This window comes from Streptomyces auratus, from assembly GCF_050433025.1.
GTDB classification, from domain to species: Bacteria; Actinomycetota; Actinomycetes; order Streptomycetales; family Streptomycetaceae; genus Streptomyces; species Streptomyces sioyaensis.
Genome location: NZ_JBNGCB010000003.1, coordinates 1,533,474 through 1,549,065, shown reverse-complemented (window position 1 = coordinate 1,549,065; position 15,592 = coordinate 1,533,474). Strand labels below are relative to the sequence as shown.

At 71.7% G+C, this 15,592-nt stretch carries 10 protein-coding genes; 3 read left to right on the top strand and 7 right to left on the bottom strand.

The window, feature by feature from the left end; all coding sequences use genetic code 11:
* Positions 1 to 9: 9 nt before the first annotated feature.
* From BKA18_RS26510 to BKA18_RS26490, 5 genes are all read right to left on the bottom strand, one after another.
* Positions 10 to 327 carry a hypothetical protein gene (locus tag BKA18_RS26510; RefSeq protein WP_366047336.1) on the bottom strand — a complete coding sequence of 106 codons (318 nt, stop codon included), beginning with the start codon at positions 325 to 327 and terminating at the stop codon, positions 10 to 12.
* Between the two features lie 2 nt (positions 328 to 329).
* The gene (gene mycP, locus BKA18_RS26505) at positions 330 to 1,586 is read right to left on the bottom strand and encodes a type VII secretion-associated serine protease mycosin (protein WP_366047337.1); all 1,257 of its coding nucleotides are present in this window, start codon (positions 1,584 to 1,586) and stop codon (positions 330 to 332) included.
* Positions 1,587 to 1,806: 220 nt separating this feature from the next.
* Positions 1,807 to 2,100 (bottom strand): WXG100 family type VII secretion target, encoded by a 294-nt coding sequence (locus BKA18_RS26500; protein ID WP_006602760.1) that lies wholly within the window; start codon positions 2,098 to 2,100, stop codon positions 1,807 to 1,809.
* A gap of 122 nt (positions 2,101 to 2,222) precedes the next feature.
* Positions 2,223 to 2,546 carry a WXG100 family type VII secretion target gene (locus tag BKA18_RS26495; protein ID WP_006602761.1) on the bottom strand — a complete coding sequence of 108 codons (324 nt, stop codon included), beginning with the start codon at positions 2,544 to 2,546 and terminating at the stop codon, positions 2,223 to 2,225.
* A 343-nt stretch (positions 2,547 to 2,889) separates the two neighbouring features.
* Positions 2,890 to 4,536 carry a type VII secretion protein EccB gene (locus tag BKA18_RS26490; protein ID WP_366047338.1) on the bottom strand — a complete coding sequence of 549 codons (1,647 nt, stop codon included), beginning with the start codon at positions 4,534 to 4,536 and terminating at the stop codon, positions 2,890 to 2,892.
* Between the two features lie 343 nt (positions 4,537 to 4,879).
* Here BKA18_RS26490 and eccE point away from each other — a divergent pair, with 343 nt between their 5' ends.
* The 3 genes from eccE to BKA18_RS26475 all read left to right on the top strand — a co-directional run bounded on the left by eccE (position 4,880) and on the right by BKA18_RS26475 (position 10,027).
* Positions 4,880 to 6,106: a type VII secretion protein EccE gene (eccE, locus tag BKA18_RS26485; RefSeq protein ID WP_366047339.1), complete on the top strand. Its 1,227-nt coding sequence runs from the start codon at positions 4,880 to 4,882 to the stop codon at positions 6,104 to 6,106.
* Entirely contained in the window at positions 6,106 to 6,945 is an 840-nt protein-coding gene (locus BKA18_RS26480) for a hypothetical protein (protein WP_366047340.1), read from the top strand. The genes eccE and BKA18_RS26480 overlap by 1 nt, the downstream gene beginning before the upstream one ends.
* A 328-nt stretch (positions 6,946 to 7,273) precedes the next feature.
* Positions 7,274 to 10,027, top strand: a complete 2,754-nt coding sequence (locus BKA18_RS26475) for an SCO5717 family growth-regulating ATPase (RefSeq protein WP_366047341.1) — start codon at positions 7,274 to 7,276, stop codon at positions 10,025 to 10,027.
* Between the two features lie 358 nt (positions 10,028 to 10,385).
* Here BKA18_RS26475 and BKA18_RS26470 read toward each other — a convergent pair whose 3' ends face one another.
* Positions 10,386 to 11,333: a bifunctional riboflavin kinase/FAD synthetase gene (locus BKA18_RS26470; protein WP_366047342.1), complete on the bottom strand. Its 948-nt coding sequence runs from the start codon at positions 11,331 to 11,333 to the stop codon at positions 10,386 to 10,388.
* A gap of 193 nt (positions 11,334 to 11,526) precedes the next feature.
* Positions 11,527 to 15,333, bottom strand: a complete 3,807-nt coding sequence (locus BKA18_RS26465) for a hypothetical protein (protein ID WP_366047343.1) — start codon at positions 15,331 to 15,333, stop codon at positions 11,527 to 11,529.
* Positions 15,334 to 15,592: the final 259 nt, after the last annotated feature.

Here is a 15,592-nt window from a genome sequence, read left to right as displayed (position 1 = left end):
CGGCTGACGTCACTTACCGGACATGGAGATCGAGTTGTCCGCTTCCGCGTCCTGGTACGCGCCCCTGACCTTGTGCGACTTCTTCCCGAAAGTGTCGACGAGGCCCTCGACCATGTGCATCATCTTTTCGATCTCGCCCTTCATCTTCGCGTGAGCGCCATAGAGTTCGGCCTCTTCCTTGAATCCCTCGCCCAAGGAGCCCTTCGGAAGGTAGGTGCTGTTCGTGGCCGTGCTCTTTGAGTCACCCATCTCCTTGAGGACATGGTTGAGCTCTTTGATGACCTGGTCCAAGGCATCCAGATCAACCCCGTACTGCCCATGAGCCATGGTTAGGCCTCCCCGTGTGTTCGCAAACCAGTCTTACGCCGCCAGTCGCGGAGTGCGATGGCGGAGCCAACTACCGTGCCGACGGCGAGAAGTCCGCCGCCGACAATGTAGATGGAATAGCGGGCGCGTCGGTCCTCGGGGCTTTCGCCGAGGGCGACGGCGACCGGATGGATGTTGGAGCCGTCAGCCACGTTGGAGGGCTTGTCCGGCTTGGGCTCTCCGGTGGGCACCGTGTCGTCGTTGAGGGCCGCCACCGGATCGACGACGCCCCAGCCGATGAAGTCGTTCCGGTTCGGGCGCACGCGCTCGGCGGTCTTTTCGAGCTGCCAGATGAGCTGCTGCGGAGTCCACTTGGTGTGCTTCGCCTTGAGCAGGGCCGCGGCTCCCGCGACGTAGGGAGCGGCGAAGCTGGTGCCCTGGTCGACGCAGTTTCCGCCGTCGGGGACGGTGGAGACCATGTCGACGCCCGGCGCGGCGATCTGGACGAACTTTCCGGACTGGGAGAAGGGTGCCCGCTCGTTGTTCCGGTCCGAGGCGGCGACTGCGAGGACGTTGGGGTATTTCTCCGAGTAGGCCGCGGGCCACATGTCCTTCTCGCCGCCGTCGGCGCCGCCGTTGCCGGCCGAGGCGACGATCAGAACCTCGTGTGTCTCGGCGTACTTGACCGCTCGCTCAAGGGTGGGCAGCAGGCGCGGATCGGCGGCGGTTCCCTGCGAGATATTGATGATGTCGACGTTCTCGTCCACGGCCTTCTTGATGGCCGTCGCGAGGCTGTCGGCGGTGCCGGGCTTTTCCTGCGAGGTCTGCTGGAAGGGGACGACGGTTGCCTCGGGCGCTATTCCGTAGAAGCCGGAACCCTTCATGGGGCGGGCGGCGATGATGCCTGCCACTTTGGTGCCGTGGCCGACCTTGTCGTCGTTCGGCTTTCCCTTGACGAGGGAGATGCCTCCGCTGCCGATCGCGTCCTTGATCTGCGGGTTTTGCGCGTCGATACCGGTGTCGACGACGCCGACCCGGATTCCCTTCCCCTTTCCGTACGCCCACATCTGATTGGTCAGTATGCGCTGCAGCGACCACGGGGTCTCTTTGATGTAGTCGGCGCCGAACTTGCACTCACCGCTGTTGAGCGGGACGTTCTCGTCCGCGACGGCCGGTGCGGCGGTGGCGCTGGACAGGCCGACGATGCACGCCGCCGTAACCAAGGCGCCCGTCGTTCGGCGACGGTGCCCGGCTCGATGACCAATGGCGCGAGATCCCACGGGTTGTCTGCTCTCCATGAAGGGCGGAAGGGGAGGGGCGAGGAGTGAGAAGCGGAGTGAGGAGTGGGGGGTTGGGGAGTGAGGCGTGGAGGAAAGCGGAGGGCGGCTTGGACGGCAGAAGGGCGAGCGCACTGAAGCAGCGCGCTCGCCCTCATTGACCACTGTGCGAGCCGTCGGGGCTGCTCAGCCGATCGCTATCCGTACGTGTGCCGACGCGAGGTCAGCCCGCCCAGATACCGGAGTTCTTGTGCTCGGTGGCCTGGTAGTTCTGAGCGGCCTGGTCGAGCGCCTTGGCGATGGCCTCGAGCGTCGAGTGCAGGGATGCCGCGCGCTGGTCCCACTCGCGCTGGCGGGCCTGGTAGCCCTCCTGCGCCGCACCTTCCCAGCTGGCGGCGATCTTCTTGACGCCCGCCTCGAGGTCGTCGAGCTGCTGGCGGATGTTGTTGGCCGTCCCGCGCACGTCGGAACTGGCCTGCGAGATCGTCGCGAAATTAACGAGGATCTGGCCTGACATGGTGTCTCCTCAGGAGTTGATGATGCCGGGTCGATTCATGCCGCAGCGGGCCGACGGGAGTGCCCGACTGGCCCGTGCTGCGGCCGCTGAGCCGCTGCGCCGCACGGAGCGGCGCGGCTCCATCATCCGAACGGGGAAGCCGAAGCGGAGACGTGCGAAATCGACTGGGCCTGCTCCTCTTCGGAGGCGGAGTAGTTCTTCGTGGTCTCGTCGATCGCTTCCTTGATCTCACCCAGAAGCTGGTTGAGACGGTTGGCGTCCTCGTTCACCTGCGACTGCAGCTGGTTGTACGAGGAGGCCGCAGCACCCTTCCACCCGGACGTGATGGTGTCGACGACCGTGTTCAGGCGCGAGATCTCGCCCTGGATCGACTGGTTGACCGAGGAGATCTTGCCGCTGAACGCGACCATCTCCTCCTCGGTGGTTGTGTACTGCTGACCAGCCATAGTCAACGTCCCCCATGAGACTTGTACGTCGTACCGCGCCGCACCGACGGAGCCGGCTTGCGTGGTGGGCATCTCCTGCTGACGCCTTCGACCACTTTAACCACTCCACACGTCTGTTCCCAACTGGGGGAGAGCTCTTGTTGCGGGATCACCACATAGTCAACTCGCCCGCAGGGAAACCGCGTTCGGGGAATTCGGGCAGATGCGGTGCTATCGGTCAGAGTGGGAAATCCTGACCACAAAGGCCTGACCGCAAAGAGAAGATCGCAGGAACCGGAAGTCGCGATTTGGCGGGAGGCCGGGGCGATACTCCCGTGAAGGGTATCGGCCCGGCCTCCGTACGTCACGAAGCCTGCGGCTTATGGGCGCTTTGAACGTCCAGCGACGGGCCCGCGGAGAGGAGTTCGGACCAGGTCTTCAGGATCAGCGGCGGATGCGCATCCTTGTAGCCGAGGCGGAGTTGTGACTGGCCGCCCTCCTGGTTGGCCTTGCCGGCCTTCTCCCCGTCGTTGTTCTCGGGCACGGAGTAACGCAGACCGGTGTCGGTCACCAGGAACAGACTGCCGAACTTCGCGGAAGGCGTGGAGGCCTGGCGGTACAACAGCCCGTTGCCGGGGGTGACATACGAGCTGGCACCCGGAGCGATCTTTGCGGGATAGTCCCTGCCGACCCAGGTCTGCATGTTGGGCACGCCGTTCGGGAATCCCAGCTTTTTGTTCGCCTCGCCCGGGTACTTGGTGCTGGTGCCCTTGTAGACGCTGCAGGAGACCCCGTTGTCCGTGGGGTTGATCAGGCCGCCGGTCTGCGAACCCTCCTTGAAGTTGTTCGCGGCGGAGACGGTCTCGGTCGGCCACGGCATGTCGATATCGGTGCCCTGGATCTTGCCCAGGTAGGTCTCCGCGCGGCCCTCGGCGTCCTGCTTCAGGGTCATGCTCGTGGTGGACACCTCCACGGGCTTCATCGCGGTGCCGTCCGGGTGCACGTCCTTGGCGTTCTGGCCCTCGAGGAGGAGGTTCGCCACGAAGTCGGTCACCTTGTAGACGCCGTCCGCCTGGACGACGTACTTCTGCTGGCTGTCGCGCGCCTGGAGGACCGTGCCGATGGTCCGCACGCTGTCCGGGACGCCCATGGCGGTGGTCCGCTTGCCCGCACCGGAGATACGGGGCATGGCGATCGGGACCGGGCTCTTGATGAGGGTGTCCATGAACTGCTGGGAGACCTTCTGCGGTTCGGCGGAGTCGCCGAAGATGATGCGCTGGAGGTCGCTGTTGGCCTTCGTCGGGCCCTGCGCCGGCGCGATCTTCCCGCCCAGGGTGGCGTCGAACTGGAAGGCCACGCCCTTCTCGTCGACCAGCCACCGCTGCCCCTTGGGGTCCTCGATGTAGAGCGCCTGGTCGTTGTCGAGCTTGCCCTTGCCCTCGACGAGGTCCTTGTCCTTGCCGCCGAGGACGAACACCGTCTGCTGGGGCTTGCTGTTCTCGCCGCTGCCGGGACGGTCGCACACCGCCCAGACCTTCGGCTTGTCCACCTCGTCCTTGCCGGGAAGGCGGTCGGGCGCATACGGAATACCGACGGCCGGACCGTGCGGAAGTTTTCCGTCGAGCTCGGAATCCTTGACCTGGACGACCTGGAACTTATTGGGATCGAGGAGAAGTCGGGCCGAGGCGAGGTTCAGGACGGGGTGCAGCAGCTTATGACTTTTCCCGTCGGCGTCCGTGTTGGGAAGAACAACATATCGCGTGGTGGAGTCGGACCCGACAATGACATTGGCCCCGACCGTGTCCCATCCCTGCGGGGCAACAGGCTTGAGAATGCCGCAGGCTCCGAATCCCACGAGCACCACGACCCCCATCACGATGCTCGGCACCACCGCCTTGAGCGGCTTGGGGGCACTCTCGATCGAACCGTTCGGCAGCGGCTTCAGAAATGCCGCATTCGTGCGCTTTCGAGCGAACGAATACGCATTCAGCTCGTCCCGACGTGATGCCATTGTTGCTTTCTCTCCCCGCGTGTTGGATCCACATCGACCACCCCCGGCACTCTCGCCGCAGCGCCCTCTACTATGCCGTGTGTCGATCGACCCGTACGGTACGGGTGCCACCTTCCAACGCACCAGTCTCAGCGGCGACCGATACGCCTAGAGCCACACCACCAGTAGAGGAGCAGGCCGGGGGATGTCCAGCGCCACCAGGGCTCGACGCCGCAATGGGCGGCAACAGCAGCAACAGCCTTCTGCTGCACCGCAATCCGCGGGAAATGCTGGCCAAAACGGTACAGCTCAGGGCAACAGAGGAAATGGCGGCCGGGGTTCTTCGGCCCGCCCGGCCGGTCCGGTGGCACCGCGGCTGCGCCAGCAGGCCGGAACCATCGGCGGCGTCCGCGTTCAGCAGCTGGCCATCATCGAACTCGCCGTGGCACTGGTGTTGGTGGGCTGGTCGATCCACCCGGCCGCACTGACCGCGGCGATCGTGATCGCGGCAGTGCTCGTCATTTTCGCGCTCGGCCGCCGGCGGCGGATTCCGCTGCCGGAATGGATCACCACCGTGCGGGCAATGAAGCGCCGCGGCAAGAACAGCGCCTCCGCACTCGCGGCCACCCAGGGCGTCGACCCGGCCTTCGCCCCCGTCGTGGAGTGCGAACCGGCGCTGCAGACCTACGAGTTCACCACCGAGGCGGACCAGCGGGCCATCGGCTTCGTCGGCGACGGGACGTTCCTGACGGCCCTCGTCCAGGTGGACGCCCGGGACGAGCCGCTACGGCCGCAGCGCGGCACCCACATGCTGCCGCTCGATGTGCTGCACACCGCGCTCGATGTCGAGGACATCCACCTCGAATCGGTGCAGTTCGTCCAGTACACCCAGCCCGCGCCGGCCCCGCACCTGCCCGAACAGGCCGTCGCGGCCCGCTCGTACGCGCCGCTGCAGGCCCAGACGCAGACGCCGGCCCTGCAGCTGACGTGGATCGCACTCAAGCTCGACCCCGAGCTGTGCTCGGAGGCGATCGAGGCCCGCGGCGGCGGGATGGAGGGCGCCAAGCGTTCGCTGCTGCGCGCCGCCGACCAGCTCGTCAGCCGGCTGACCGCGCACGGCGTGCGGGCCCGGGTGCTCGACGAGCGCGAGGTCGTGGCCGCGATCGGCACCGCCGTGTGCGTCAGCCCGCGCGCCGCCAACGGTGCGATGGGGCGCGACGGCCGGGCGGCCCGCCGCACCCAGGAGACGACCCGGGCCATGCGCTGCGACGACCGCTGGCACTCCACGTACTGGATCGGCCGGTGGCCCCAACTGGGGCAGGGCGGCGCCCCGTTGGCCGCCGTCACCCAGCTGCTGACCAGCACCAGGGCGATGGCCAGCACCTTCGCGCTGACCGCCACGCACGGCGGCGGCCACGCCCCGGCCATCTCGGGTTACGTCCGTCTTTCCACCCGCAGCGAGAACGAACTCACGGCCGCGCAGAGCGAGTTGGAGCGTCGTTCCGGTTCCGTGAAGGTCGGGCTCGTCCGGCTCGACCGGGAACAGCTGCCCGGCCTGCTGGCCACGCTTCCCCTCGGAGGTACCCGCTGATGGCCTCTCCCACCTATCAGCCCCGCGTCAACACCAGCGGCAACGGCTGGCGCAATACGACCGGGGGCGCCGACGGCAGCCGCCGGCCCTCGCACCAGCAGCGTCCGGAGGAGGAGCAGGCGGGGCCGGCCGGCCCGAAGCTGCGGCCCGGTTTCGGTCTGCGCGGTCCCCGGCGCAGCCCGCACGTCCTGACGCCCGAGTCGCTCGCCTCGCTGACCCTGCCGGTCGGTGACGACGGCGTGATCATCGGCATCGACCCGCAGAACCAGCCCGCCGTGCTGAGCCTGCTGCGCCCGGCGCCGATGGACATCGCCCTGGTCGGCAGCGTGTGGATGGCGCAGGTGCTGGCGCTGCGTACGGTCGCCACCGGCGCCCGGGTCGCGGTCGAGACGGCGCGGCCGCCGGTTTGGGGCCAGATGGCACAGGCCGCGGGCGGCGGACAGCAGTGCGTGTCGGTGCACGAGGTACGCCAGATCGCACCCCAGGGACCGTCGGTTTCGAGCCCCGTGCTGGTCGTGAGGGACATGGGTGCGCGGCCGCCGCGCAATCAGCTCGCCCCGAGCCCCTGGCAGTCGGTGCTGACCGTGCTGCCGTTCCTCGGGCCGCGCTCGCCGCAGATGCTCAGCCGCGCCGATCTGGTCGGTCTGCAGCGTCTTTCGCCCGAGGAGGCGGACGTTGTGACGCGAATCATGCGGCTTCCGGAGCAGGTCGGCGCGGTGCTGCCGACGCTCAGCGACAACGCCATGCTGTGGTGCTCGCGCGAGGGCCACCAGTTCGTCATGACCCAGCCCACGGACGCCGAGACCAACCTGCTCGGCGGGCCGCGCCGGATGGACTGACCGGCATCACGGGCCGGTTGCCCGCCTCGCGCACGGCGCGGCGCGGGCAGCCTGCCGCGGGCACGACTTACGGGCGCATCCACGGGTGCGCCCGTAAGTGTGCCGAAAGGGCCCGAAGACGACATGACGTCGACTGCCGCTGTGTGCCGACTGTTGATTAGGCTGTGGGGGAGCCGCAGGAGCACAGCACGACGGCAGTCGATACGGGGACGGGCCAGTTAGTGTGGGCGCAACCCCGGGTGGTGTGTTCCGACTTCCGCTACATCCGATCGATCCGCCTGTATCCGGTCCTGCCGTTCAGGTGCGTGGCAATACACCAGGAGGCACAGTGAACGAGCAGGAGGCTTTCCGTCCGGACGGAAACGATCCTGACGACGACCAGTCCGAGTTCGACCTGACCGGTGAGTTCAAGATCGACTTCGCCGCGCCGGCCTGGTACGCGAGCAACGACACCAGTGGTGGCGGCGCGGGTGCTGCGGCCTCCCCCGCGGCTCCTCCTGCGTCTTCGTCCACCACTGGGCCCACCGGGGCCCAGCCGCCCGTCGGGCCCCCCACGGGCCGGCCACTGGCCGGGCCCGCGGACGCCGCACCGCCCGGATTCCCGACGCTGCGCCCGCAGGACGCGGGCAACGAGGCGCCGGTCGCCGCTCCCCCGGTCACTCCGGAGGCGCCCGCGCCGGCCGCGAACGACGGTGCCGCTGCCGGTAATCGGCGCGCCGGCACCGGTGTCGACCCGTCGGCCTCGCTCTGGGACGACGACGAGGACGACGCGGAGCCGGAGGCCGCCGACGCGTCCGAGCCGGAGGCCGCACCCGCCGACCCGGCACCGCTGACCGAGGCCGCGGCTGCGTCCGACGCCCCCGTGGAGGGGGGTGCCCCGGCTTCCGAGGCCACCGCTGTGGCACAGCCTGCCCCTGTGCAGCCCGCGCCCGCCCAGCCCGGTCCCGAGGCCGCCGCACAGGGTGCCCAGGCCGTGCAGGGCCAGCAGCCGCAGCAGGGGGTGCCGCAACAGGGCATGCCCCCACAGGGCGTGCCTCCGCAGGGCGTGCCCCCACAGGGTGTGCCGCAGCAGCACGGCATGCCCCCGCAGGCGGCCCCGCAGCAGACACCGCCGCAGGGCGTACCGCAGCAGCAAGGCCCCCAGCAGGGCGCACCGTGGGGTGCGGCCGCCGACGGCCGGCCGCAGGGCGTACCCGCCCAGGGCGCGCTGCCGCCGCTGCCGCCGGAGTTCCAGCCGGCGGACCCGCAGGCCCAGGCGCAGGCCGCTCAGCAGGCGCAGCAGGGCCGACCGCAGGCGCCCGTGCAGCAGCCGCAGCAGCAGGCACCGCAGCATCCGCAGGCCGGCTATCCGCAGGGCCAGCAGGCGCAGCAGGGCGGCTACCCGCAACAACAGCAGGGCGCACCCGCGCCGCAGCAACAGCCCGCGTACGGCTATCCGCAGCCGGCGTACGGCTACCCCCAGCAGGGTCAGCAGCCGCAGCAGCAGGCCGCCCAGCAGCCCCAGGCGGCCACGCAGCAGCCCGCGTACGGCTACCCGCAGACCGGCGCGCAGGGCTACCCGCAGCAGGGCCATCAGGCACAGCAGGCGTACGCCCAGCAGCAGGCCGCCCAGCAGGCGCAGGCTCAGGCCCAACAAGCCGCGCAGGCACAGCAGGCAGTCCAGGCCCAACAGGCCGCGCAGGCACAGCAAGCCCAGCAGGCACAGCAGGCCCAGCAAGCGCCTCAGGCGCAGCAGACCCCGTACCAGCCGCTCCCCGGGCAGCAGGCCGGCGACCCGAACGCCGCGGCGAACTACGCCTCGTACTCGCAGCCGGGGCAGCAACAGCCGCAGCAGCGGGCCGCCCCCGGCGCGCCGCTCGGCTACAGCGCCGCCGTGGAGCTGACCTCCGACCGGCTGCTGCGCAACCAGCCCAAGAAGCGCAAGCCGGGTGCCAATGCCCAGCCGTCCAAGTTCAAGCTGGGCGCGAAGAAGGAAGAGGCGGAGCGGCAGCGCAAGCTGGAGCTGATCCGTACGCCGGTGATGTCCTGTTACCGGATTGCGGTGATCAGCCTCAAGGGCGGTGTCGGCAAGACCACGACCACCACCGCCCTCGGCTCCACCCTCGCGTCCGAGCGGCAGGACAAGATCCTGGCGATCGACGCCAACCCGGACGCCGGCACCCTCGGCCGACGGGTGCGCCGCGAGACCGGTGCGACCATCCGTGACCTGGTGCATGCGATCCCGCATCTGCACAGCTACATGGACATCCGCCGGTTCACCTCGCAGGCCCCCTCGGGCCTGGAGATCCTCGCCAACGACGTGGACCCCGCGGTCTCCACGACGTTCAACGACGAGGACTATCGGCGGGCGATCGACATCCTCGGCCAGCAGTACCCGATCATCCTCACCGACTCGGGTACCGGTCTGCTCTACAGCGCGATGCGCGGAGTGCTCGACCTCGCCGACCAGTTGATCATCATCTCCACCCCGTCCGTGGACGGTGCGAGCAGCGCGAGCACCACCCTGGACTGGCTGTCCGCGCACGGCTACGCCGATCTGGTGCAGCGCGGTATCACGGTCATCTCCGGCGTCCGCGAGACCGGCAAGATGATCAAGATCGATGACATCGTGTCGCACTTCGAGACCCGTTGCCGCGGCGTGGTGGTCGTCCCCTTCGACGAGCATCTCGCCGCCGGTGCCGAGGTCGACCTCGACATGATGCGGCCCAAGACCCGCGAGGCGTACTTCAACCTCTCCGCTCTGGTGGCCGAGGACTTCGCGCGGGCACAACAGGCGCAGGGGATGTACCCGCAGCAGCAGATGGGCGACCCGTACGCCCAGCAGCAGATGGGCGGCGATCCGTACGCCCAGCAGCAGTACGCCCAGCAGGCACAGCCCCAGCAGGGCCAGCCGCAGCAGCCGCAGCAGCCGCAGCAGGGTCAGCCGCCGGCCGGCTACCCGCCGCAGCAGGGCGGCTGGACCCAGCAGCCCGCCCAGCCGCCGGCGCACTGGCAGCAGCAACAGCCCGCTCCGGACGCCCCGCAGCCCGAACAGCAGGGCGGCCTGGGGCCGGGGTGGCAGCAGCAGCCGCCTCCGCAGTGAGGCGCGGGCAGCGCGCATGAAGGGGGCGGGACCCGGCACGTGTCACGTGCCGGGCCCCGCCCGTACCACGTCATCCCTCGGACGAGTGACCGACTCTCGGCTGAACTGCGCCTGAAATCGGCCGAGTTGATGCTTGCGCGGCACTGCATGGGCCTGCCCCGAAGAGCTTCCGCGGGACTACCCTGCCCACCCGGCGAAGGGCTTCCGCAGCACTACGCATCCCACCCGGCGAAGGGCTTCTGCAGCGCTACGCCGGCTCCCCAGGAAGGGCTACCGCAGCACTACACCCGCCCACCCCCCGAAGGGGGGTGGGCGGCGGGGAAAAAATGCCGGTGGGAAAAAGCGGCGGGAAGTACGCCTACTCCGCCCCCGCAACCAACCCCCGAGCCACCTTCACATCCACAGCCATCCGCTCCAACAGAGCATCAAGGGTGTCGAACTTCTCCTGCCCCCGGATATAGGCAATGAAGTCCACCCCGACATGCAGGCCGTACAGATCCAGGCCGACGCGGTCGATGGCGTACGCCTCGACGGTGCGCGTCTTGCCGTCGAACTGCGGGTTGGTGCCGACCGAGATGGCGGCCGGCATCGCCTCGCCCTCGACCTGCAGCAGCCCCGCGTAGACGCCGTCGGCGGGGATCGCGGTGTGCGGCAGGGTCTCCACATTCGCCGTCGGGAAGCCCAGTTCGCGGCCGCGCTGGGCGCCGCGTACGACGACGCCCTCGACGCGGTGCGGCCGTCCCAGGACCTCGCTCGCCCCGGCCACATCGCCCTCGGCGACCAGCCGGCGGGTGAGCGTGGAGGAGAAGGCCTCGCCGCCGCCCGCCGCGCCGCGCTCGTAGAGGTCGATGACCTCCACCGTGTAGTCGTAGGTGGACCCGAGTTCGGCGAGGGTGGCGACATTGCCGGCCGCCTTGTGCCCGAAGCGGAAGTTGGGGCCCTCGACGACGACCTGCGCGTGCAGCTTGTCGACCAGCACCTTGGCCACGAAGTCGGCCGGCTCCAGCGTCGAGAACTCCTTGGTGAACGGGAGGACCAGCACGGCATCCACCCCCAGCCCCGCCATCAGCTCCGCACGCCGGTGGTGCGGCGCCAGCAGCGGCGGGTGGGTGCCGGGGCGCACGACCTCGCTGGGGTGCGGGTCGAAGGTCACGACCACCGCGGGAATCCCCAGCTCACGGGCGCGCGCGACGGCCTTGCCGATGATCAGTTGGTGGCCGCGGTGCACTCCGTCGTACGAGCCGATGGTGACGACGCTGCGCCCCCAGCCCTCGGGGATGTCCTCCAAGCCACGCCAGCGCTGCACTCTGCCCGCTCCTCGCCCGAACCCTGTCCGTCCTGTGCGCCAATTCGGCATGGCGCAGGTCTAAGACTGCCATGCCGGGGGTGATGCTCCACGCGAAGGGGGGTTCAGGGCGGCCCTGCGGACCGGATCCGCCGCAGGCCACCGGCGTCACCGGCGGATGCGCGGGCGACCGGCGGCCGGACCGGCCGCGCGGTCAGCTGTGGCATCCGGTGAGCGTGGCACGGGCGCCGGGGCCCACCACCGCCGCCCACTCCCCCGGCTCGTCCGCCACCCAGTCCTGCACCCGCCGGGCGAAGCCGGGCACCCGCCGGCCCAGCTCCACCAGCTGCCGGTCCAGGCGGACGGCGCCCTGCGGCGTGCGGACCAGCAGCATCGCGGTGCGGTGCACCAGCTCCCGGGTGCGTTCCGCCGGCCGCCGTTCCGCGCCCTCGGCGGCCGCCCGGAGCAGCGCCTCCAGCACCCGGGTGTCCGGCTGCGTTCCCTCGCATTCGCCGTACCCGCCACGCACCGCCGGGTACGACGCCTCCTGCGCCAGCAGCGCATCGAGCAGCTCGCGGCGCAGCGGGGCCGAGTCGCCGGAGCCGGGTTCGGCCACCACCGCCGCGAGCGCGCACCGGACCGGTGCGGGGTACCCGGTCAGCAGCTCCACGGCGAGCGGGCGGAGCGCGGCGCGGGCGGCCGGCCCCCGTTCGAGGCGGCGGTCGAGGAACTCCGCGACCGGCCGCGCCACGCGCTGTGGGCAGTGCCGGGCGCAGTCGCGGACGAGGTCGGCGATGCGGGCGACGAGGTCCGGCGCGTCGATACGGGCGAGCATGCGCAGCAGCGCGTCCGCCACCGGCGGGCCCTCGCCGCCGACCAGCCGGGCCCGGAAGGCGTCCAGCACCGCTCCGGTGTGATCGGTGAGGGCGGCCGTGAACGCCGTGGGCGGCAGCTGGGGATCGCCCGCGACGAAGCGCGCCAGCGCCCGGTCCAGGAAGCGGGAGCGGGTGGCCGGATCGCCCACCAGCAGGGCGAGCGCGGAGCCGTGGTGGGCGGCGTCGGCGCGCCGGGCGAGCAGGCACAGCGCGGCGTAGCGCAGCAGGGCGCGGTCGGGTGCGGCGGTGGCGTGGGGGGCGGCCCGCAGGCCGTACGACGCGGCGGCGGCCCGGCGCTCGGGGCGCTCGTCGTGCGCCCAGCGGTCCACGGCCCGGCACACGGCTGCCGGTTCGTCCTCGGCGAGCGCGTCCATCAGCTCGTCGCCCCTGGGGTGCGCGGCGGTCACCAGTGCCTCCAGGAGCGCGTCGAGCGCCAGTCGGCGGTGGGTGTGCAGCAGGGCCTGCGCGGCGGCGGCGACGGTGATCTCACGGGGCAGGGCGCGCACGGGGCCAGCCGGGCCGCCGCCGTCCGCACCGGGACGCTGCAGCGGGCGGCTGTCGTCGAACCAGGCGCACAGCAGCGGCTGCATCCCCTCCGGGTCCGTCCGCAGCAGCGCGGCCGCGGCGTCGAGGAACCGCGTGGAGCGTGCGCCGGAGCCGGCCGCCGCGGACGGGTCGTCGGCGGGGTGCGGACGCGGACCGTCGGCGGGACCCACCGAACCGCCGCGGTCCCGGGCGGGCTCGGGACGGTCGGCGGGGTGGTCGGCAGGATGGTCCGCGGGGTGGACGCGTACGCGCGGCGGCTCCGCGAAGGGCCCACCCGGGCGCGGCACGGTGACCGGCGGGTGCGCGCCCGGCGCGCTGGGGACGGTTCCCGCCCCGGCACTCGTCCCCGCGCCCCCCGGCAGCCCGGCCGGCACCCGCCCCGCCGCGCCCGGCGGCCCGTCCGCCGGCAGCAGACGGCGCAGCAGATCCATCCGGTCCTCGTCCGTCAGCGCCAGCCGCTCCCAGAACCAGGGGCCGAACTCCGCCAGGCCGGTGTGCTCGAAGCCGCCCGCGCGCAGCGACCGCTCCGTGATCCGGTCGGCGAGCAGCCGCAGCACGCCCGTGTACGGCCGCGCATCGGGCACCCGGAGCAGGACGCCGGTCAGCAGCCGGGCGGCCCACCGGCGGCCGTCCACGGCGCGTGCGGCCGGCGCCGCGGGGCCGCCGGCGGTCGCCATCGGCACCAACTCGGCCAGCCGGAAGGTCAGTTGTACCGTCCCCTCCCGCCGGGCGAGCAGCAGCAGCGCCTGGACGACCGGTCCGGTGCGCCGCCCGGGGGCGGGCCGGAGCCCGGGGCCGGCGTGGGCGCCCTGCAGCCAGTCCGCGAACTCCTCGTGGGCGAAGCGGTATCCGCCGCCGGCCGGGACCAGCAGCCCCTCGCTGAGCACGGCGGCGGCCCAGCCCGGCTCCGGCGGAAAGACCTCCTCGAAGGACATCCGGTCCAGCGCGCCCGGCCCGGGGCGAAGACAGCGGCGGGCCGCCTCGTGCACCTGGCCGGCGACCTGGGCGGCCAGGCGGCGTACGGCGGTGCCGCGCAGCACGGGACGGTGCGCGGCCGCCAGGCGCCCGGCGATACGCAGACACGTCAGGTCCAGGTAGGCCTCGAAGATCTGATGGCGGTCAGGGGTGCCGAGACCGGCCGGGTCGCCCTTGGGGAGCGCCGCCAGGACCTCCGCGAGCAGCCGCAGCGCCAGCGGATGGCGGGCGTCGGCCGCGGCCGGCAGGCCCGGGGGCAGGCGGTAGCGGCCACGGGCGCGCTCCGCCGCCTCCTCCGGGAGATCACCGAGTCCCACGCAGGCGGGCAGCGCGGGCAGCGGATGGCGCGGCCGGTGCAGCAGCGCGGGCGGGAAGAGCGCCCCGGCCCGCTCCCAGTACTCGGGGCCGCAGGCGAGCACCAGCCGCACACCGGCCGTACGCAGCCAGTCGGCCGTCGCCTCGGTCCATTCGGCCAGCCGCCGGTCCAGGGCGGTCGGCATCTCCTCCGGACCGTCGAGGAGCACCAGCAGCCCGCGTCCGGCCGCGGCCGCCGCCCGGGCCACGCCCTGCGAGGTGGTGTCCGTCGGATCACCGGCCGTACGGCCCGCCGCGGCGACGATCCGGCCCGCGGAGCGCAGCGCGCGCTCCACCGCCGTCCGCACCCCGTCGTCGCCGGGCCGCAGCTCCGCGCCGCGCAGCCGGACGGTCGGCGCCGGGAGGGGTCCCTGCGCCCGGCGTGCGGCCAGCGCGGCCAGCTCCGTGCTCCGCCCCGTCCCCGGCTCCCCCACCAGGCCCAGCACCAGCGCGGTCGCCCTGCTGTCCTCGAAGCGCGCGAACTCCGCGGCCACCTCCGGCCGTTCGACCGGATCCCGCCACCGTCGCGGCCGTGCGGGGGCGCTCCCCGACACCTCGGTCAGGTGCCGGGCGCCGGCCGGATTCAGCTCGCTGCCGTAGGCGGGGACGGTCACGGCGTTGCGCTCCAGCAGCGCGGCCAGCACACCTCCCGGCGCGGCCTCGGCGACGGCGCGGAGCGGGATCGCATAGCCGCCGGCCCGGCGGCCGGAGTGCAGCGCGGTGCCGAGCACCCCGAGCACCGCGCCCGTCCGTGCGTCCAGCACCGGCCCACCGACCGCGGCGCCGCCCAGCCGCAGCGCCTCCCTGCCGCCCGCGCAGAGGTGGAGTTCCAGTGTCTCGTCGAGGAGATGGACGCGGTCGGTGGCCGTGTACATCACCCCGGAGCCCGGCCCGACGACCGTGCCGTCCAGCCAGCCGCCCGCCCAGAGCCGTGCATGGGTGCCCGCCGCGGGCCGGCCCGCGGCGATGGGCAGCGGCAGCAGCCGGTGCGGTCCGAAGCCGTCGGTCCGTACGAGGGCGAGCCCGTCCTCCGGCAACGGCGTCACGGCGTCGGCCGCCACCAGGCAGGTCCATCCACCGCCGCCCGCCGCACCGCCGCCCGCCCCGTCCGCCATGGGCTGCAGCACCAACTGTGCCGCCCCGTCCACCGCTTCGTGGCTGGTGATCACGGTGCCGTCGGGGTCCGCGAGGAACCCCGTGCCGCGCGTGCGACCTGCCAGATCGCGGATGCGCACCAGCGCCGCGTCCACATCGGCGTCCAGCAGTGCCATTGCCGATCCTCTCGCCTGTTCAGTCCCCGAACGGTAAGCAAGCAGTGATCGTCATGGCAGGGGGCCGTTCCAACGCGCCCCCGTCCACTCCTTGATTCACTCCGAGCGCCTCACCGAATGAGTGAATGGCCCGGCCCCGCTGGAGAGACACAAGGTGAGGGGGATGGTGGAGCGCGGGCCGGCCCTCCGTTCCTGACCGGGCGGCCCGCGTTCCACCACCCTTCCGGGGGCGGCCGCCGCCGCGTCCGCACACACGAAG

Bases quoted from the DNA above. Each gene is read 5' to 3' on its own strand.
- BKA18_RS26510 (WP_366047336.1), bottom strand. From the start codon at position 327: ATGGCTCATGGGCAGTACGGGGTTGATCTGGATGCCTTGGACCAGGTC.
- BKA18_RS26500 (WP_006602760.1), bottom strand. From the start codon at position 2,100: ATGTCAGGCCAGATCCTCGTTAATTTCGCGACGATCTCGCAGGCCAGT.
- BKA18_RS26495 (WP_006602761.1), bottom strand. From the start codon at position 2,546: ATGGCTGGTCAGCAGTACACAACCACCGAGGAGGAGATGGTCGCGTTC.
- BKA18_RS26490 (WP_366047338.1), bottom strand. From the start codon at position 4,536: ATGGCATCACGTCGGGACGAGCTGAATGCGTATTCGTTCGCTCGAAAG.
- BKA18_RS26480 (WP_366047340.1), top strand. From the start codon at position 6,106: ATGGCCTCTCCCACCTATCAGCCCCGCGTCAACACCAGCGGCAACGGC.
- BKA18_RS26465 (WP_366047343.1), bottom strand. From the start codon at position 15,333: ATGGCACTGCTGGACGCCGATGTGGACGCGGCGCTGGTGCGCATCCGC.